The 21,697-nt window shown below is 65.1% G+C and carries 4 protein-coding genes; 1 reads left to right on the top strand and 3 read right to left on the bottom strand.

Going from position 1 to position 21,697, the window contains the following annotated elements:
• Positions 1-15: 15 nt before the first annotated feature.
• A complete protein-coding gene (locus ACLEJR_RS24305; protein ID WP_440817083.1) occupies positions 16-2,466 on the top strand; it encodes a TonB-dependent siderophore receptor in 2,451 nt (816 codons plus the stop codon).
• A 211-nt stretch (positions 2,467-2,677) separates the two neighbouring features.
• Here ACLEJR_RS24305 and ACLEJR_RS24300 read toward each other — a convergent pair whose 3' ends face one another.
• The 3 genes from ACLEJR_RS24300 to ACLEJR_RS24290 all read right to left on the bottom strand — a co-directional run.
• Positions 2,678-3,640 (bottom strand): alpha/beta hydrolase, encoded by a 963-nt coding sequence (locus ACLEJR_RS24300; RefSeq protein WP_440817081.1) that lies wholly within the window; start codon positions 3,638-3,640, stop codon positions 2,678-2,680.
• 249 nt (positions 3,641-3,889) lie between these two features.
• Positions 3,890-16,414, bottom strand: coding sequence for a non-ribosomal peptide synthase/polyketide synthase (locus tag ACLEJR_RS24295; protein WP_440817079.1), 12,525 nt, complete (start codon positions 16,412-16,414; stop codon positions 3,890-3,892).
• A partial coding sequence (locus tag ACLEJR_RS24290) for an amino acid adenylation domain-containing protein (RefSeq protein WP_440817077.1) occupies positions 16,414-21,697 on the bottom strand: 5,284 nt, incomplete at its 5' end. The genes ACLEJR_RS24290 and ACLEJR_RS24295, both read right to left, overlap by 1 nt.

Here is a 21,697-nt window from a genome sequence, read left to right as displayed (position 1 = left end):
AAGAGTGAAACACTGATGCCAGCAACTCCGGGGATTCCACGTTTTACCAAGGCACTGATCATGCGTCGCCTGCTGCAACCGGGCTTTAGCGCCACCGCGTTCAGCATGGCCCTGGCCTTGCCGTTCAGCGCACAGGTCCAGGCCCAGGAAATCGACTTCAACATTCCTGGGCAATCGCTGGCGAGTGCGTTGCAGGCGTTGAGCACGCAGTCGAGCCTGCAAGTGCTGTATAGCGCCGACGACGTCCAGGGGCTGCGTAGCCAACCGGTCAACGGGCGGTTGTCGCCGACCCAGGCGCTGTCACAGATGCTGGTGGGGACCGGCGTCGTGTTCACCGTCGAAGGCAACACCGTCACCGTGCGCTCCAGGGCCCCGGGCGATTCACTGGAACTGGCGCCGACCACCATCAGCGGCCGCACGGCGGAATCGGCATATGGCCCGGTGGACGGCTACGTCGCCACCCGCAGCGCCACCGGCACCAAGACCGATACGCCGATCCTGGAAATCCCGCAGACCATCAACGTCGTCACCGCCGACCAGATCGCGACCCAGGGCGCCCGCAACCTGACCCAGGCCCTGCGCTACACGCCGGGGTTGAACACCGGCGGCTTCACCGATCGCAACGCCATCGCCGACGAAATCACCAGCCGCGGCTTCTCGCCGACCCCGCTATACCTGGACGGCGCCTACCTGCCCTACGCCGGCAGCCTGGGCGGCGCGCCGCAGATCGATCCGTACACCCTGGAGCGCATCGAAGTGCTCAAGGGCCCGTCGTCGGTGCTCTACGGGCAGAACCAGCCGGGCGGCCTGATCAACATGGTTTCCAAGCGGCCGACCACCGAACAGCGCAGCCAGATCAAGCTGGGCGCCGGCAGCTACAACCGGGTCAACGGCGCGTTCGACACCAGTGGTCCGATCGACGACCAGAAGGAATTCAGCTATCGCGTCATCGGTTTGGCGAAAAAAGGCAACCAGCAGGTCGACCACACCCACAGCGAACGCATGCTGCTGGCGCCGAGCCTGACCTGGGCGCCCAACGAAGACACCTCCCTGACCTTGCTGGCGCAGATCCAGAAGGATGACGGCCTGGAAGACTATCAGGCGCTGCCGCGGATCGGCTCCCTGGAACGCGGCCCGAACGGCCAGCGCATCGACCGCAATTTCTTCTCCGGCGACACCCGCTGGAACGACTACAAGCGCGACCAGTTCATCCTCGGCTACGACTTCAGCCATAACCTGACCGATGACCTGAAGTTCCGCTCAACGGCGCGCTACACCGACGTGCGAGACCAGTACAAGGGCTTCTACCTGCGCAGCTTCGTCACCAGCGGCGGCGTGACCGACCAGACCCGGGCCAACCGCGTGAAACTCGATTGGCGGCAGCACAACACCGCCTACACCATCGATAACAACGTGGAGTACAAATTCAACACCGGCGCCCTGGAACACACCACCCTGGCGGGCCTGGATTATCGCCATTTCAATCGCAAGTACGACGGCTACAACGCCTACAACGTGGTGCCGATCAACCTGTACGGCAGCAACAACAACTATGACACCGGCAGCGTGACCCCGACCCTGGACACCAAGTGGGACAACACCGTGCGCCAGACCGGCGTCTACTTCCAGGACCAGATCAAGCTGGACAAGTGGATCCTGACCGTGGGCGGCCGCCAGGACTGGGCCGAAGTGGACAACAAGGACCTGCTGGCCCGCAGCGTCTCGCAACTGCGTGACAACAAGTTCACCGGTCGCGTGGGCCTGACCTACGTCACCGACTTCGGCCTGGCACCGTACATCAGCTATTCCGAGTCCTTCCTGCCGACCGTGGGCACGGACGCCGCCGGTGATTCGTTCAAGCCGACCGAAGGCGAGCAGTACGAAGTGGGTGTGAAGTACCAGCCGTTCGACAAGACACTGATCACCGCCTCGGTGTTCGAGATCAAGCAGAAGAACCTGGTCACTGCCGACCCGGCCGATCCCGCCAACTCGATCCAGTCCGGGGAAGTCCGTTCCCGTGGCGTTGAACTGGAAGTCAAATCGGCCATCGACAACGTCGAGGTCATGGCAGCCGCATCCTACCTCGACTCGTTCTACACCAAGGACAACTACGGCAACGAGGACAACCGCAGCGAGCAACAGGCACCGGTTTCCGCCACCTTGTGGGTCGATTACCACTTCACCCAAGCCAACCTCAACGGCCTGACCTTCGGCGCGGGTGCACGCTACACCGGCCGCAAGCCGGGCGACGCGGCCAACTCGTTCGACGTACCGGCCTTCACCGTCTTCGACACCACTGTGCGCTACGACCTGGGCAAGATGACCCCGAGCCTGCGTGGCGTCAGCACCAGCCTGAACGTGCAGAACGTCTTCGACCGCGAATACGTGTCCCACTGCAACTACTCGTTCGGTTGCTACTACGGCCAGGAACGCGTGGCTTCGGTGGATGTGACTTACGACTTCTAAGCGACACCGCAGTAACAGGAAACCGGGCCTTGGCCCGGTTTTTTTATCTGCCCCAAACCCGGTGGGAGCAGCTGTGAATGCAGACTTATAGACACCCAGTACCCCCGGTGGGAGCGAGCCTGCTCGCGATAGCGGTGTATCTGTCGTTGTGATGCTGAATGTGCCGCCGTCATCGCGAGCAGGCTCGCTCCCACAAGGGCCTTGTGTTGTCTTAAGGATTCAGCGCAGCCCGAAGCGCTTCGCTCAACTGCCCATACACCTCATCGATCTCCGGCACCACGCTCTGCAAGCGCAGGAAATCGTGGATCAATGCGCTGTACTCGATCACCTCCACCGCCACACCCTGCGCCTGCAAGTGCCGGGCATAGGCGCGGCCTTCATCGAGCAAGGGGTCATGGCCGGCCAAGGCGATCAGCGCGGGGGCCATGCGTGGGTGGGCCGGGGCCAGCAACGGTGAAAAACGCCAGTCCAGGCGATCGGCCGGCTCGTTGGCGTAGTGCCGGTAGAACCACTCCAGGGTCTGGCTTTCCAGCAGATAGCCTTCGCCGAACAACTCGGTGGAAGGGCTGCTGGCCGAGGCGTCGGTCACTGGATAACACAACAGTTGGAAGCACGGCGTGATCGCCAGCGTGTCCGGCTCCAGCGCCGATTGCAGCGCCAGCACGGTCGCCAGGGTCGCGCCGGCACTGTCGCCGCCCAAGGCCACGCGGCTGATGTCCAGGCTTTCGGCGCCGGCCTGTTGCGCAAGCCAGGCCAGGGCGTCGGCGCCGTCGTTCAGTGGCGTCGGAAACCGATGCTCGGGGGCCAGGCGATAGCCCACCGACAACACCGCACAGGGTGTTCGCGCACAGAACTCGCGGCAGACACCGTCATGGGAATCGAGGCTGCCGACCACGTACCCGCCGCCGTGAAAATACACCAGCACCGGCAACGCCTGGGTAGTCGCCGTGGCAGGTCGATACAACCGCAGCGTCAATGACGCACCGTCCCGTGCGAGACATTCGTGGGCCGCGCACTGCACATCCGCCGGGGCGCCCCAGCGCAGTTGTACGGTGGTGCGCTCGAACGCTTCACGGGCCTGGGCCGGCGTCGAGAGGTAAAACGGCCCGGCACCGTCCACCTGGCTTTGTTCAGCAAGGTCGAGGAAGGCGTTGAGTTCCGGATGCAAGGACATCACAGTTTCCTTATGAAATAGCCATGGGTGAAAAATGAGCCAGGATCGACACATCCCTGTGGCGAGGGAGCTTGCTCCCGCTCGGCTGCGCAGCAGCCGCAAAAAACCGGGGGCCGCTTCGCGCCCCAGCGGGAGCAAGCTCCCTCGCCACAGGGATGCGCCTGGCAGTGCCATAGGTACTGCGCCTGGCAGTGCCACAGGTACTGCGCCTGGCAGACTCCTGGTTAAACAATAAGCCCGCCCCGGAATTCAGGCCGCCTGCTCCACACAATGCTCGATCAGCGTCTCCAGCTCCGCCTGGTACTCGCGCATCAGGCGCTCGACAGTCTCGGCCCGATAACGGCGTTTGCTGAACACACAGCGCAGGGCCAGTCGCCCGTCATACACCTGCCCCACCACTTCCAGCCAGTTGCCCAATGCGGCGTGGGGGCTGTAGCAACTGCCGTAGCTTTCGGCGGCCGGCACCAGCAGCGCCTTGTCGTCGAAGCTCTGGTCGAATTGCCCCAGGTAGTTGAACGTCACCCGGGCCTGTGGCGCCCGGCCCAAGGTATCGGCCATCTGCTCACCGCTCATGTGTCGCAACACCCCATACCCCAGCCCCTTGTTCGGCACGGCGGCCAACTGCCGTTGCACCGCACGCACCGAGGTGCCGATGTCGGCTTCAGGGGACGGGCTCAAACGCACCGGGAACATGCTGGTGAACCAGCCCACCGTCCGACTCAAGTCGATGTCCTTGAGCAGGTCCTCACGACCATGGCCTTCGAGCTGGATCAGCACCGAAGCCTGCTCGCTCCAACGGCACAGCACTCGGCTCAGCGCCGTCAGCAGCACGTCGTTGATCTGCGTCTGGTAGACCGCCGGCACCTGTTTGAGCAGTTGCTGGGTGTGCAATTCAGACAGGTTCAGGTACGCCACCGACTGGAACTGCACCTGGTCCTTGCCACGGGGGTTGTCGCACGGCAATTCGTTGCCCGGTTGGTCGAGCTGCGCCAGCCACCAGGCTTTTTCCTGCGCATCGAAGTCCGCCGCGTAGGCACGCAGCCCTTCGGCCCAGGCCCGGTAGCTGCTGGTGCGGATCGGCAGATTCGGCGCACGGCCATCGCTGTAGGCCTCATAAGCGCTCTGCAAGTCTTGCAGCAGCACACGCCACGACACCGTGTCGATCACCAAGTGGTGAATGACCATCAGCACGCGGATCTCACCATTGCCCAAGGTCACATGAGCGGTGCGCCACAGCGGCCCGTTGCACAGGTCCAGGCTGCGTTGCACCTGCTCGGCGTACAGCTCAAGTTCGGCCTCATCCGCCACCTGCTGCTGCCACAGCAAGGGTTCGCCAGCCCATTGCGCCTGGCTCTCGGCCAGCGGCTGATAATGCTGCAGGTAGCGTCCGCCCACTTCGCTGAAGCGCAAGCGCAGGGCGTCGTGTTGCTGCATCATGCCCCGCAGCGCCAGTTCCAGCGCCGTCAGGTTCAAGGCCTGGCGGGCCCGCAACATCAATGCCTGGTTGTAATGATGCGGCTCGCTCATGTGTTGGTCGAACAGCCATTGCTGGATGGGGATGAGGTTGAACTGCCCTTCGACCGCAGCCTGGGTCACGTCCTCGACGACCGCCGAAACCGTGCGCTCGCGCTGCTGGAAAATCGCCTCGATGGTCTGGCCGCGCATCAGGTCGCGCAACTTGAGGTCCATTTTCAGTTCCGAGTGGTTGCGCACCCGCGACACCACCTGCAGGCTGAGAATCGAATCACCGCCCAGCTCGAAGAAGTTGTCGGTGATGCCGACCCGCTCGACCTGCAACACGTCCGCCCAGATCTGCGCCAGCAGTTGCTCGTCGCGAGTGCGTCCGGGCACATACTCGGCGCTCTTGAATTCCGGCTCCGGCAGCGCCCGGCGATCCAGTTTGCCGTTGGGGGTCACCGGCAGCGCGTCCAGGCAGATGATCTGCGCCGGCACCATGTAGTCCGGCAACTGCGTGCGCAGGTCAGCCTTGAGTTGGTCGCCGATGGCCACGCCGTCGGGGGTCACCACGTAGCCGATCAATTGCTTGCCCGAGGCGCTGTCTCGGGCGATCACCACTGCATCGGTGACGCCTGCCTGTTGCCGCAGGCTGGCCTCGACCTCGCCCAGCTCGATACGGAAACCGCGCACCTTGATCTGATGGTCGATGCGTCCCACGTAATCGAGCACCCCATCGGCCCGCTGGCGCACCAGGTCGCCGCTGCGGTACAGCCGGTCACCCGGCTGGCCGAACGGGTCCGGCACGAAACGCTCGGCACTCAAATCGGCCCGACGGTGATAGCCACGAGCGATGCCCTGGCCGCCGATGTACAGCTCGCCGGCAATCCCCGGCGGCAGCGGGTTGAGGTGCTCGTCCAGCACATACAAGGCTCGCTCGCCGACCGCCCGCCCAATGGGGGCGTAGGCCGCTTCGCAGTGTTGGCTCACCGGTACCTTCCACAGCATTGGCGTGACCACGGTCTCCGTCGGGCCGTAGCCGTTGGTGAAGAACTGCGGACGCAGCGCGGCTTTCACCTGCTCGAAAGTCTGCTCCGGAACCGCGTCGCCACCAAAGCAGTACACCCGCACCGGCGGCGACGCCAGACGACTGTCGGCGGCGTATTCGGCCAACTGCTTGAGGTACGCCGGCGGGAAACAGGCGATGGTGATGCCATGTCGGTGCAAGGCGGCGAAGGTCTGCTCCGGCGTCCACAGCGCCCCGTCGCGAATCACCAGGGTGCCGCCGCTCAACAGCGTGCTCAGCCAACGCTCGTGAGCCCCGTCGAAGGCGAACGACATGAAATGCAGCTCGCGGGTGTGTTCGTCCATGTCGTACAGCCCGGCGATGGCCTGGCAATGCATGCTCATCGGACCGTGGGCGACCGCCACGCCTTTGGGACGGCCAGTGGAACCGGAGGTGTAGATCAGGTAGGCCAGGTTGTCGCCGAGCACACCGCTGCGCGGCGCTTGTGCGCTGTAGCCATGGCCGTCGAACGTGTCGATGGCCAGTTGTGTCAGGCCGTCGACATTCGGCAGACGCGCCTGTACCTGACTGTGGCTCAGCAACAGCGCCATGGCCGAGTCGTCGATCATGAACGCCAGGCGTTCAGGGGGATAGTCGATGTCCAGCGGTACATAAGCCGCGCCGCTTTTCATCACCGCCAGCAGCGCCACGACCATTTCCACCGAACGCTCCAGGGCCACGCCGACCACCACTTCCGGGCCGGCGCCCAGCTCGATCAAACGGTGCGCCAGGCGATTGGCCCGCCGCTCCAGCTCGCCATGGCTCAAAGTCTGCTCGCCACACACCAGCGCCGTGGCCTGCGGTCGTGCCAGCGCGTGACGGCTGATCAGTTCCGGCAGCAACTGCGCCTGATAATCGGCGCCGGGCGCCGCGCTCCACTGTTCGAAGGCTTGCCACTGTTGCGCCGACAGGCGTTGCAGGTTGCCCAACCGCGTCCGGGGCGCTTTGATCATCGCGTCCAGCGTGTCCTCCAGACAGCGCCGGATCTGCTCCACGCCTTGCACGCTGAAGGCGTTGCGCAGGAACAGGTACTCGATGGACAATTGCTCGCCGAGGTTGACCGCCAGGTCCATCGGGAAGTTGGTCACGTCGTGGTTACGCGACTCGCCGAAGCTCAGCCCGCTGTCCTGTTGCTCCCCAAGGCGCTCGTCGATCGGGTAGTTCTCGAACACGATGATGCTGTCGAACAACCCTTGCCCACCCAGCCCGGACCAACGCTGGATATCCGCCAGCGGCGCATGGGCGTGTTCACGCAGGTCCAGGTTGTAGGCCTGCAACTGCTGCAACCACTGATCCAGGGGCTGTTCAGGATCCAGGGTCTGGATCACCGGCAGCGTGTTGATGAACAGACCCAGGATGTTATCGGCATTGGCCAGCCCCGCCGGCCGTCCGGCGACGGTCGCGCCGAAGACCACGGTGTCCTGCCCGGTGAAACGTTGCAACAGCAACAGCCATGCACCCTGGATCAAGGTGTTGGGCGTGATGTGCAAGGCCCGGCAGGCTTGCTGCAAGCGCTCGGTCTGCCCGGCGTCCCAATGGGAATATAGCGCCTGATGCCCCTCCAGCGCCTCGACGTGGCGCGGGTACATCGCCTGAGTGAGCGAGGTCGGTTGCTCCAGCGCCTGGAGCCGGCCGCGCCAGAAACCTTCCAGCGCGCCCTGGTCCTGGCGTTGCAGCCACTGGATGAACTCGCGGTAACGCCCGTTACGGCTTTGCACCTGCCCATGGGCATAGAACTGCAGCACCTCGCCGAACAACCGCGAGCTGCTCCAGCCATCCATCAGGATGTGGTGACAGGTCCAGATCATCTGGTAGCGGTCATCCTCCAGGCGCAGCAACAGCACCCGTTGCAGCGGTGCCTGGCTCAGGTCGAAACCGGCCAGGTAATCGGCGGCGGCGCGTTCGCTGATGGCCTGCTCGATCACGGCCTGCTCGCTGGTGTGCCGCGAGCGCCAGTCCTCGACCAGCAACGGCAACTCGACCTGACGATGAACGATCTGCACCGGCGCGCCAAGGCCATCCTGCCAGTGGAAACTGGTGCGCAGGATATCTTCGCGCTCGATCACCGCGGCCCAGGCACGGGCGAAACGTTCGGTGTCCAGGCCATGCACCGGCAGGCTGATCTGATTGACGTACAGGCCACGGCTGTCGTCGGCCAGGGTATGGAACAACATGCCGTCCTGCATCGGCGACAGCGGGTAGATGTCCTCGATCTGCGCCACGGGCACCGGCAGTCGGTCCAGTTGCGCCTGGGTCAGGCGGGCCAGCGGGAAGTCCGAAGGGGTCAGGCCCCGGGGCGCCTCGCAGCAGCAATGGTCGATCAGTTTCTGCAACGCCACAGCGTAGGCATCGGCCAGTTGCTGGAGCGTGGCTTCGTCGAAGACATCGCGACTGAAGGTCCAGTCCAGGGACAGTTCGCCGTTGAACACCCGACCGTTGATGGTCAGCCAATTGCTCAACGGGACGTCATCGCCATGACCGGCGCCACTGCCCTCTTCGCTCGGCACGAACAGCGCCTGCTCATCGAAACTCTGGTCGAACTGCCCAAGATAATTGAAGGTGATTCGCGCCTCGGGCAGCTTCGCCAGGCGCTGCTGGCTTTCGTCAGTGCCCAGGTAACGCAGCACGCCGTAGCCCAGGCCCTTGTTCGGTACTGCGCGCAGCTGCTCCTTGATCCGCTTGATCGAATCGCCCAGGTCGGCCGATGGGGTCAGCATCACCGGGAACAGGCTGGTGAACCAGCCCACCGTGCGGCTCAGGTCGACGCCGTCGAACAGCTCCTCGCGGCCATGGCCTTCAAGCTGCACCAGGCACGCCGGCTGCGAGGTCCACTGGCAGATCACCTGGGCCAGGGCGCACAGCAACAGGTCATTGACCTGGGTCCGATAGGCCGTCGGTGCCTGTTTGAGCAGGCGCTGGGTCTGCCCGGCGTCCAGCCGCGTGCTGACCGAACGGCCATATCGCGAGGCCTGACTGCCTTCGGGGCGGGCCCGTGGCAAGGGCGGCAAGGGTTGGTCGAGTTGCCCGGTCCAATAGGTCAGTTCCCGCTGCAACGGCTCGCTGCGCGCATAGTCCTGCAACTGCGCGGCCCAGGCCTGGAACGCGGTGGTCTTGGCCGGCAGGGCAACCGGTTGCTGGGCGAGCAGTTGCCGGTAGGCGCTTTGCAAGTCTTCCAACAGCACCCGCCACGACACCCCGTCCACCACCAGGTGGTGGATCGCCAGGTGCAGGCGCGAACTGCCGTCCTGCACCGCGATCAGGCTGCACCGCAGCAACGGCCCCCGCTGCAGGTCGAGGCTGCGTTGCGCCTGTTCGGCGATGGCCAGGATCTCATCGGCGTTCTCTGCGCTGCGCAGCCAGATGTCCGGCGCTTGCTCGCCCAGCGCCTGGTGGCTGGCCTGCCAGCGACCGTCGCTCGCCTGAGTGAAACGCAGGCGCAGTGCATCATGCTGGGTCATCACATGCTCGAGCGCCTGGCGCAAGCAGGCCACGTCCAGCGGTTCGCGAGGCGTGAGCAGCACCGATTGGTTCCAGTGCTCGCGGTGCGGGATGTCGCTGGCGAAGAACCAGTGCTGCATCGGCAGCAGATGGCTGCCACCGGTGACCGGACCTTGGTCGGTGGTGGTGCCGTCGTCGGCGGCGATGGCGATCCGGGCCAAGGCCTGGATGTTCTGGTGCAAGAACAGGTCTTTGGGTGTCAGGCCGATGCCTTGTTGCCGCGCCCGGCTGACCACCTGGATCGCGTTGATCGAGTCGCCGCCCAAGGCGAAGAAGTTGTCAGCGGTGCCGACCCTGGCCACGCCGAGCACCGCCTGCCAGATCTCCACCAGCGCTTGTTCAGTGGCGTTGACCGGCGCCGTGAAGTCCTGTTGCAACGGCGCCAGGTCCGGGGCCGGCAACGCCTTGCGGTCGAGCTTGCCGTTCGGGCTCAGCGGCATCTGGTCCAGCAGGCTCAGGTGCGTCGGCACCATGTGCTCTGGCAGGTTCTGGCGCAGATGGGCCAACAGCGCTTCGCGCAGCTCGGGCCAGCCGCTGGGCTCGCTCGCGCTGCCGACCACGTAGCCGCTCAGGACCTTGCCGCTCGGGCTGTCCTGAGCCACCACCACCGCTTCCCGCACCCCGGCGTGTTCCAGCAGACGTGCTTCGATTTCCCCCAGTTCGATGCGGAAACCGCGGACCTTGACCTGATGGTCGATGCGGCCGATGTATTCGATCACACCGTTGGACCGATAGCGCGCCAGGTCACCGGTGCGATACAGGCGCTCGCCCGCCGCGAACGGGCTGACGACGAAACGCTCGGCCGTCAGCTCGGGGCGCCGGTGGTAACCGCGCGCCAGCCCCTGGCCGCTCAGGTACAGCTCGCCATTGACGCCGCTCGGCACCGGGTTCAGTTCGTCGTCGAGGATGTAGGTCATCAGGTTGGCGATCGGCTCGCCAATCGGCACCGCATCGCGACCTTCGTCGCGGCAGGTCCAATGGGTCACGTCGATGGCCGCTTCGGTCGGGCCGTACAAGTTGTACAGGCTGGCCTTCGGCAATTTGGCGAACACCTGCTGCTGGGCATCCACCGGCAGGGCTTCGCCGCTGCAGACGATGCGGGTCAGGCTGGTGCAACGGCTGACGCTGGCGTCGAGCATGAAGGCTTGCAGCATCGACGGCACGAAATGCAGGGTTGTGATGTTTTCGCGCTCGATCAGGCTGACCAGCTTCTGCGGATCGCGATGATCCCCCGGTGCCGCGACCACCAGGCGCACGCCGGTCATCAACGGCCAGAAGAACTCCCAGACCGACACGTCGAAACTGAACGGGGTCTTTTGCAGGACACTGTCGCCGCCACGCAGTTGGTAGGCCTGTTGCATCCAGCACAGGCGGTTGGTCAACGCCCCATGGCTGTTGCCGGCGCCCTTGGGCCTGCCGGTGGAGCCTGAGGTGTAGATCACATAGGCGAGGTTCTGCGCCACCGCCCGGGCCGGTGGATTGTCGGTGGGATAGTCCCGCAGCCAATCGTCATCCCCATCCAGCACCAACGTCTTAAGACCACCCTCTGTGGGAGCGAGCTTGCTCGCGATGGCGTCGGCACATCCACCATCATCATTGACCGGACCACCGCCATCGCGAGCAAGCTCGCTCCCACAGGGGTCAAGCAACGAACGCTGGGTCAGCAGCCATTCGATGCCACTGTCCTCGATCATGTAGGCCAGGCGCTCCGGAGGATACTCCGGGTCCAGCGGCACATACGCACCGCCGGCCTTGAGGATTGCCAGCAGCCCGACGACCATTTCCACGCTGCGGTGCACGCAAATGCCCACCAGCACATCCGGACCGATGCCGCGCTCGATCAGGCCATGTGCCAGGCGGTTGGCGCGGGCGTTGAGCTCGGCGTAACTCAACGCTTGCCCTTCGAACACCAGCGCCTCGGCCTGCGGCGCGCGCTCGACCTGGGCTTCGATCAACTGATGGACCGGAATGTGATTCGGATAATCGGCCCAGGTATGGTTCCAGTCCTGGACGATCAGCCGCCGCTGCGCCCCGTCGAGCATCGGCAGTTCGCCGATGCGCTGGGCCGGGTTGGCGACAATCGCCCGCAGCAGGTTCAGCCAGTGCGCTGCGAGGCGGGCGACGGTGGCGGGTTCGAACAGGTCGCTGGCGTAGGTCAGCGCCGCACCAAGGCCTTCGGCGTACTCGAAGGTGTCCAAGGCCAGGTCGAACTGCGCCGTGCCGCTGTCCCAGGTCAATTGCTCCAGGCTCAGGCCGGGCAATGCCGCGAGGTCGCGGCGGACCTCGCTGGCATGGTTGAACATCACCTGGAACAGCGGTGTGTGGCTCAGGTTGCGCGCCGGGGCCAGCAACTCCACCAGTTGCTCGAACGGCAGATCCTGATGGGCCTGCGCGCCCAGTGCCCGTTGCTTGACCTGACGCAGCAACTGGTCGAAGCCGAGGCTGCCTTCGATGTCGGCCTTGAGCACCTGGGTGTTGACGAAGAAGCCCAGCAGACGCTCGGTTTCCACGCGATTGCGGTTGGCGACCGGCACGCCGACGCGAATATCGTTCTGGCCGCTGTAGCGGTGCAGCAATGTCTGGAAGGCCGCGAGCAGCAGCATGAACAATGTGCTGCCGTGCTGCTGGGCCAGGCGCTTGAGACCGTCGGCCAGGGCTGGCTCGATGACGATGGGCAGACGGGCGCCGCGATAGCTCTGTTGCACCGGACGCGGCCGGTCGGTCGGCAACTCAAGGATCGGCTGTTCGCCGCCCAATTGCGCGAGCCAGTAGTCGAGTTGACGCTGCTGCTCCCCCTCCTCCAGCCATTGCCGTTGCCAGTGAGCGAAGTCGGCGTACTGGATCGGCAACGGTGCCAGCTGCGGCGTCTGGCCCTGGCTGAACCCGGCGTACAGGCGCAGCAGGTCGTCGACCATGATCTGCATCGACCAGGCATCGGAGACGATGTGGTGTTGGGTCAGGATCAACACGTGATGGTCGGCTGCCAGTTGCAGCAACTTGACCCGCAGCAAGGGCCCGCGTTGCAGATCGAACGGCTGTCGCGTCTCGGCCTCGATCAGGCCACGCAAGACGTCCGCGTCGAGGGCCGCCGGCGCCGGTTCGATGACCAGCGGCACAGGCGAAGGTGGATCGATGCGTTGCACTGGGCGCTCGTTGTCGAGCAGGAACCGGGTGCGCAGGCTCTCGTGACGCGTCACCAACGCGTCGAAGCTGTGTTGCAGGGCCTCGCGGTCAAGGCTGCCACGCAGGCGCAGTGCCGCAGGAATGTGATAGGCGCTGCTGGTCGGTTCCAGCTGCCACAAAAACCATTGGCGTTGCTGGGCGTAGGACAGGGCCAGCGGCTGCTCCCGGGCGATCCGCGGGATGCCCGACTCCGCGCTCGCCGACGCGCTGTCCATGGCTTCGACAAAGCCTTGCAGGCTGTCGTGGGCGAACAGCAGACGCAAGGGCACCTGGAGCTGCAACTGCTGGCGGATGCGCGACGTCACTTGGGTGGCGAGCAACGAATGCCCACCCAGGTCGAAGAAATTGTCTTTCAGGCCGACCCGAGGCACCTTGAGCACCTCGGCCCAGATCGCCGCCACGACCTGCTGCCGGGGCGTGACCGGGGCGACATAGGTTTTCTGCCATTGACTGGCATCGGGCCGGGGCAGCTGTTTGCGGTCCAGCTTGCCGTTGGGCGTCAGCGGGAAGCGTGGCAACAACATCAGGTGCGTCGGCACCATGTAGTCGGGCAGGTTGACCTTGAGCCGGGCGATCAGGCGGTCACGCAGGGCGCTTTGCTGGTCGGGGTCCAGGGCGTCTGGTGCAACCGTCGGCACCACGTAGCCCACCAGCACCGGCCCACCGGGCGCATCCTGGGCCAGCACCGCGGCCTCACGTACGTTGTCCTGTTCGAGCAGGCGCGCTTCGATTTCACCCAGTTCGATACGGAACCCGCGGATCTTCACCTGATGGTCGATGCGTCCCAGGTACTCGAACAGCCCGTCGGCTCGTTGACGCGCCAGGTCACCGGTGCGGTAGAGCCGCTCGCCGGCGCGGAAGGGATGCGGGACGAAGCGTTCGGCGGTCAACGCCGGGCGCTGGAAATAGCCACGGGCCAGGCCCTCGCCACCGATCAGCAGCTCACCGGCGACACCCTGGGGCACCGGCATCAGGTCGGCGCCGACGATGTACAGCGAGGTGTTGGCAATCGGCCCGCCCAGCCACGGTTGCGCATCCGCGCTGCGCAGCGGGTGCAAAGCCGACCAGATGGTGGTTTCGGTCGGGCCATAGAGGTTCCATACCTCGCCACCGAGCGCGAGCAGGCGCACCGCCAGGTCCCGGGGCAATGCCTCGCCACCGCACAAGCACTTGCAGCCGCGCAGGCCATCGGCGTTTTCGTTGTCCAGCAGCATGCGCCAGGTCGATGGCGTGGCCTGCACCACATTGACCTGCTCGGCCTCGATCAACGCCAGCACCGCATATGGGTCCTGGGCCACATGTTGCCCGGTCAGCACAATGCACGCGCCGACCATCAACGGCACATAGATTTCCAGGCCGAAAATATCGAAAGAGAACGTGGTCAGGGACAAAGCCCGGTCTTCGGCCGCCATGCCCGGTGCCTTGGCCATGCTCGCGACAAAGTTGCCCAGCGCGCCATGGCGCACCATCACGCCCTTGGGCTTGCCGGTGGAACCGGAGGTGTAGATCGCATAAGCCAGGTGCTCAGGATCAAGGTGCGTCGCCAGGTCGTCACAGGCATAGCCATCGAGCCAGTCACCGTCCTGGTCCAACACCAAGGTGCTGACGCCAACACCGGCCCCTGTGGGAGCGAGCCTGCTCGCGATGGCGTCGGCACCTCCAACATCATCATTGCCTGAACCACCGCTATCGCGAGCAGGCTCGCTCCCACAGGGTGCAGAGAATGGGTCAAGCAACGAGCTCTGGGTCAGCAGCCACTCGATGCCACTGTCCTCGATCATGTAGGCCAGGCGCTCCGGGGGAAACGCCGGGTCCAGCGGCAGATACGCGCCGCCGGCCTTGAGGATCGCCAACAGGCCCACCAGCATGTGAGCGCTACGCTCCACCGAAATGCCCACCAGCACGTCGGCGCTCACGCCCAGGGCCTGGAGTTTTCTCGCCAGTTGATTGGCCCGGGCATTAAGCTGCCCATAGCTCCAACGCTCGCCGTCAATCACCAGTGCCGGCGCATCGGGAGTGCTCAACGCTTGCGCTTCGAACAGTCGATGGACGAAACCAGCCTCGGCTGCCGGCGCGATGGCCCGGTTCCAGTCGTGGAGCTGCGCCTGTTGTTGCGCGGCATCGAGCAACGGCAATTCGCCAATGCGCTGGCTCGGATCGGCCACGATTGCCCGCAACAGATTCTGCCAATGCCCGGCCATGCGCGCCACCGTGCTGGCCTCGAACAGATCGCTGGCATAGATCAGCGCAGCCGCAAGCCCTTCGCTGTGCTCCACGGTTTCCAGGGTCAGGTCGAACTGCGCGGTGTGGCTGTCCCAACGCAGCCCTTCGACTCGCAGTTCACCCACCGGGCCCTCACCCGCCGGGCCCTGGGTCCGGTGATTGAACATGACCTGGAACAGCGGGCTGTGGCTCAGGTTGCGCTCAGGTTGCAACGCCTCGACCAGTTGCTCGAACGGCAGGTCCTGGTGGGCCTGGGCGCCGAGGGCGGTGTGCTTGACCTGTTGCAGCAAGACGTCGAAGGTGTCCTGGCTCTGCACGTCGCTGTCGAGCACCTGGGTGTTGACGAAAAAGCCGATCAGGCGCTCGGTTTCGACCCGGTTGCGGTTGGCCGTGGGCACCCCGACGCGGATGTCGTTCTGGCCGCTGTAGCGATGCAGCAGGACCTGAAACGCGGCCAGCAGAATCATGAACAGACTGACGCCTTCACGCTGGGCCATCTGCTTGAGGGCGCGAGCGAGTGCATTGTCCACCGCCAGTTCCAGGCGTGCGCCGCGGTAGCTCATTACCGCCGGCCGGGGGAAATCGGTGGGCAGTTCCAGCACCGGTTGCCGACCGCCCAGGCGTGCGGTCCAGTACTGCAACTGGCGCTCGCGCTCACCGGCCTCCAGCCAGTGCCGCTGCCAGATGGCGTAGTCGGCGTACTGGATCGGCAACGCCGGCCATCGCGGGACCTGGCTCTGGCTGAAAGCGGCGTAGCCTTGGACCAATTCCTCGACCATCACCTGCATCGACCCGCCGTCGCTGATGATGTGGTGCAGCGTCACGATCAGCACGTGATCGTCGGTGGCCAACCGCAACAGGCGCGTGCGCAGCAGCGGCCCCTGTTGCAGGTCGAACAGCTGACGGGTCTCGTCTTCGATCAGCCGACGCAACTGCATCTCGTCCGGCATTGACTCCAGGACCTCGGCCTGCAACAGCAGCGGCGCCGCGTCCTGAACCTGCTGCACAACGCGCTCGCCCTGGTTCACGAAACAGGTGCGCAAGCTCGGATGGCGCGCCACCAGCGCACTGAAACTCTGCTCCAGCGCGGCGATGTTCAGCGGCCCACGCAAGCGCAGGGCCGTGGGCATGTGATAGGCCGCGCTGTCGGGATCCAGTTGCCAGAGGAACCACTGGCGCTCCTGGGCAAAAGACAGCGGCAAGCTGTCGAACTCGGCACTGACAGGCGGGATCGGCAGGTTCGCCGGGGAAACGTTCTCTTCGAGCATTTTCTGCAAGTACAAGCGACGTTTTTCCAGCGGCAGCGTTATGAAGCGCCTGGCAATGCGTTGTGCGACAGCGGTGTCCATCAAACCTCCTCAAATTCATCGAGCAGCGCTTCAAGCTTGCTCAATTTCGACGTATTCATTTGCTCGTTGGCAGGCGCCAGTTGCGCCACGAACGCGCCGAGCACCGGGTATTGGAAAAGCAGCTGGGGCGTCAAGGTCAGGCCCAGCTCCAGTTGCAGGCGCGACACCGCATTCACCACCAGCAGTGAATGCCCGCCCAGTTCGAAGAAGTTGTCCCCCAGCCCGACCTGCTCGACCTTGAGCACGTCCTGCCAGATCGCCGCGACCTGGCGCTCCAGCTCGCTTTGCGGCGCCAGGTAGGCGCCATGCAGCACGCGACTCTCCGGCGCCGGCAGCGCCTTGCGGTCGAGCTTGCCGTTGGTGGTCAGCGGCAGGCGCTCAAGAAACACCAGTTGGCTCGGCACCATGAAGTCAGGCAACTGCTCAGCCAGGCGCGCCTTGAGCCGTTCACCCAGGTGAGCCTGGCGTGTCGCGTCGAGCGAGGCTTCGTGGCTGACGAGGTAGGCCACCAGTTGCGCACCGTTCGCGGTTTCCCGCGCCAGCACCAGCGCGTCGCGCACCTCAGCCTCGGCTTGCAGGCGCGCCTCGATTTCGCCCAGCTCGATGCGCAGGCCACGGATTTTTACCTGATGGTCGATCCGGCCGAGGTACTCGATCACACCGTCCGCGGCATGGCGCGCCAGGTCACCGGTGCGGTACAAGCGACCGCCGGGGGTTGGCGCGAACGGGTCGGGAATGAAACGCTCGGCGGTGAGTGCCGGGCGCTGGTGATAGCCGCGGGCCAGGGAACAACCTGCGATGTGCAACTCGCCCACCGCGCCCGGAACACAGGGTTGCATGGCGGCGTCCAACACATAGGTGCGCACGTTATCGATGGGCCGGCCGATGGCGATGATTCGCCCGGTGTCGCCCTCGATGGCGCGCTCCACCCGGTGGCTGCTGGTGTCGATGGTCGCTTCGGTCGGGCCATACAGGTTGCGCAGTTCGCCATCGAACAGCGCCAGCACCCGGTGCGACAAGTCCGCGCTGAGCGCTTCGCCACCGCACAACAGCAGGCGCAGGGAGGCCAGTTGGTCGCGGGTCGCCAGCGGTATCAGCGCTTGCAACAGCGACGGCGCCATTTGCAGCACGCTGACGCGCCAGCGCGCTACTTCAGCCCACAAGGTGGTCAGGTCCAGGTTCAGTTGCGCCGGTGCGAGCACCAGTTGCGCGCCGTTCATCAGCGGCAGCCAGAATTCCCAGACCGAGGCATCGAAGCTGATAGCGGTTTTCTGCAGGACCCGGTCGGCGGCCGTCAGTTGCAGGCACGCCTGCATCCAGTTCATGTGATTGCTCAAGGCCCCATGGCGGATGCCCACGCCCTTGGGCTTGCCGGTGGAACCGGAGGTGTAGATCAGGTACGCGAGGTGTTCACCGTCAACCGCCACGTCGGGGTCGCGCTCGCTGTAGGCGTCAAGCCATTGCTCAGGCATATCGAGTGACAGGCAGGTCACCGTGGCGCATTCGAACAACGGCAGGACCTGGCTTTCGGTCAACAACAAGGCAATCGCGCTGTCCTCGACCATGTACGCCAGGCGCTCCTGTGGATAGGCCGGGTCCAGCGGCACATAGGCGCCGCCGGCCTTGAGCACCGCCAGCAAGCCGACGACCATCTGCACCGAGCGGGTCATCGCCAGCCCCACCCGCACCTCTGGGCCGACGCCGCGCTCGATCAGGCCATGGGCCAGGCGATTGGCCCGGGCGTTGAGCTGGGCGTAGGTGAGTGTCTGTTGCTCGCAGACCAGCGCCACTGCGTCGGGCGTGAGTCGGGCCTGGGCTTCGATCCACTGGTGGACATGACGATGCTGTGGTGCCTCGACCGAGGTGGCATTCCAGTCGTGCAACACCCGCTGGCGCGTCGCCTCGTTCAGCCATTGCAGGTCGCCTACGCAGCCGTCGACCGGCAGGCTCACCATCTGCGCGAGCACGTGTGCCACCTGCTCAGCCAGACGCTCGACGGTGTGTGTAGGAAAGGCAGCATGGGCATAAGTGAAGTGCAGGCTGAGGATGTCAGTTAGATTGACGGCCAGGGTCAACGGGAAATTAGTCTGTTCCTGGTTGGCCACGGCGCCGAAGCTCAAGCCCGAGGGCGCCTGCTCCTGCAAAGCCTGGGACACCGGGTAGTTTTCGAACACCAGCAAGGTGTCGAACAATCCCTCGCCGCCCTGCCCGGCCCAGCGCTGGATCTCGAACAACGGCGTGTGTTCGTGCTCGCGCAAGGCCACGTTCTGCGCCTGGATCTGCTGCAACAGGCTGCTCACCGATTGCTCCGCACGCGCACCGGCGATCACCGGCAAGGTGTTGATGAACAGGCCGATCTGCTGCTCGACGCCCTTGAGCTCCGTCGGACGCCCGGACACCGTGGCGCCGAAGGCCACCGTGGCGTGCCCGGTGTAGTGTTGCAACAGCAACAGCCAGGTCGCCTGGACGACCGTGTTGAGGGTGACTTTCTGCTGGCGGGCGAACTCGATCAAGCGTTGGGTCTGGGCCGCGCTCAGCAACTGATAGTGGCTTGCATGGCTGGGCTGCACGGTCGCCTGGACGGCCCCGAAACGCGGGTCAGCCAGACGAGTCGGCGCGTCGAGCGCTTGCAACTGCTCACGCCAGAAGGTTTCGCTGGCGGCGGCGTCGCGCCCTTGCAGCCAGGCGATGTAGTCGCGATAGCGCCCAGCCGGACGCGCCAGGGCCTGGCCGTCGTAGCGCTGCAGCACCTCGCCGAGCAACTGCGAGTTGCTCCAGCCGTCCATCAGAATGTGGTGATGGGTGTAGATCAGGTGGTAATGCTGCGGACCGGTCTTGACCAGCACCAGGCGCAGCAGCGGCGCGCACGCCAGGTCAAATCCCTGCTCGCGTTCGCTGCCCGCCCGCTCGACCAGCGCCTGGGCGATATCGGCCCGAGTGCTCCAGTCCAAAAAGGTGAATGGCACGCGCAGCTGTTTGTGCACCACCTGCAACGGCCGTTCGCCCTGTTCCCAGACGAAACGGCTGCGCAGAATGTCATGGGCGTCGACCGCCGCCTGCCAGGCCGCTTCGAAACGTTGTGGATCGAGGCCTTCGATGTCCAGGCACATCTGGTTGATGTAATGACCGCTGCCGTGTTCGTACAGGCTGTGGAACAACATGCCCTGCTGCATCGGCGCCAGCGGGTACAGGTCATCCACCGAGCGCGCCGACAGTTCCAACCCGTCCAATTGCGCCTGGGTCAGCCCGGCCAGCGGGACGTCCGACGGGGTCAGCCCCTGGTTCAGCGGGTCGCAGCAATGGGCAATCAGGCCGGCCAGTTCGCTGGCGTAGTCATCGGCCAGTCGCTGGATCGTCGCCTGCTCGAACTGCTCGCAGCTGAAGGTCCAGCCCAGCCGCAACGCACCGTCGAACACCTGACCGTTGAGGGTCAGCCAGTTGCCCAACGGGCTCAGCGGGCTCTGTTCGTCGCCGGGGCTTTCCGGGGCCGGGCTGAACAAGGCGCCTTGGGCCTGATCGAAACTGGCGTCGAACTGCCCCAGGTAGTTGAACGTCAGGCGCGGCACCGGCAGGCGCTCCAGGGCAGCGCGGCTGGCGTCGTCGCCCAGGTAGCGCAACGCACCGAAGCCCACGCCTTTGTCGGGAATCGTGCGCAGGGCCTGCTTGATCGACTTGATCGAATCCGCCAGCCCGGCGGCAGGCGACAACTTGACCGGGAACAGGCTGGTGAACCAACCCACGGTGCGCGTCAGGTCGAGGCCGGCGAACAGTTCTTCGCGCCCGTGGCCTTCGAGCTGGAGCAACAGGCTGTCGTCGCCGGTCCAACGGCACATCACTCGCGCCAGGGCGGTGAGCAACAGGTCGTTGACCTGGGTGCGATAGGCCGCTGGGGCCTCTTGCAGCAGTTGCCGGGTCAGTTGTCTGTCCAGCCGCGTGTGCACGGTGACCGCCTGACGGTTCTGCGCGCGGGCGTGACGGTCCAGGCACGGCAAGTCGGCCGGCGCGTGTTGCAACAGGTCCTGCCAGTAGCCCAGTTGCTGTTGCAACGCGGCGCTGCGGGCGTGGACCTGCAACTGTTCGGCAAAGGCCTTGACCGAGGTGCTCCTGGCCGGCAGTTGCAGCGGCTGTCCGGCGAGCAACTGGCGGTAGGCGGTTTGCAGGTCGTCGAACAGAATCCGCCACGACACACCGTCCACCGCCAGGTGATGGACCACCAGCAACAGGCGCTGGCTACCATCGGCCAATGTCGCCAGAAGCCCGCGCAGCAACGGGCCGTCTTGCAGACCCAGACTGCGCTGGGCCTGATTGGCGAGCGTCTCCAGCGCCGCCGCATCGGCCACTTCGCCGGTCCACAGCAAAGCGTCCGCCGTCCAGGCCTGGCGTTGCACCGACACATCGCGGTGGCGGGCATTCCAGCCAACCTCGGTCTGGGTGAACGACAGGCGCAAGGCGTCATGATGCAGCACCAACGCTTGCAAGGCTTGCTCGATCCACGCGGCCTGCAACGGGCTCGACGGTTTCAGCAACACCGACTGGTTGTAATGGTGACGCTCGGCAATCGCCTCGGCGAAAAACGCCTGCTGGATCGGCAGCAGCGGCGTCGGTCCCTGTGCCGGAGCCTGATCGATGAGGTGTGCTTCACCGCCGGTCTGGGCCACGTTGGCCAGCGACTGCACGGTCTGGTGCTGGAACAGGTCTTTCGGAGTAAAACCGATACCCGCCTGACGGGCGCGGCTGACGACCTGGATCGAGACGATGGAATCGCCGCCGAGCTCGAAGAAGTTGTCGTTCAGCCCTACCCGCTCAACCTTGAGCACGTCCTGCCAGATTGCTGCGAGCTGTTGCTCCATCTCGCTTTGCGGGGCCAGATAATCCTGTTGCACCTGACTGGCGTCCGCTGACGGCAAGGCCTTGCGGTCGAGCTTGCCGTTGGCGGTCAGCGGCCATTGATCGAGGAACAACAGGTGCGTCGGCACCATGTAGTCCGGCAGGTCGGCCTTGAGCCCGAGCTTGATCTGTTCGCGCAGGCTGGCGGGGTCGACGGCGCCCGCTGTCGGGATCACATAGCCCACCAGTTGTTGGCCGCTCGGTCCTTCCTGGGCCAGCACCCGCGCTTCGCGCACCGGCTCCAAGGCGTTCAGGCGAGCTTCGATTTCCCCCAGTTCGATGCGGAAACCGCGGATCTTCACTTGATGGTCGATCCGTCCGACGTACTCGATTACGCCGTCGCTGCGGTACTGCGCCAGGTCGCCGGTGCGGTACAACCGTGCGCCGCTGTCGCCA

The sequence above is a fragment of the Pseudomonas sp. SMN5 genome (assembly GCF_052041925.1).
Classification (GTDB): Bacteria; Pseudomonadota; Gammaproteobacteria; order Pseudomonadales; family Pseudomonadaceae; genus Aquipseudomonas.
Note: the sequence above shows the minus strand (reverse complement) of the source record. Positions and strands in the feature narration are given on the sequence as shown.

Excerpts from the sequence above, each read along its gene's own strand:
- ACLEJR_RS24305 (WP_440817083.1), top strand. The coding sequence starts at position 16 with ATGCCAGCAACTCCGGGGATTCCACGTTTTACCAAGGCACTGATCATG.
- ACLEJR_RS24300 (WP_440817081.1), bottom strand. The coding sequence starts at position 3,640 with ATGTCCTTGCATCCGGAACTCAACGCCTTCCTCGACCTTGCTGAACAA.
- ACLEJR_RS24295 (WP_440817079.1), bottom strand. The coding sequence starts at position 16,414 with ATGGACACCGCTGTCGCACAACGCATTGCCAGGCGCTTCATAACGCTG.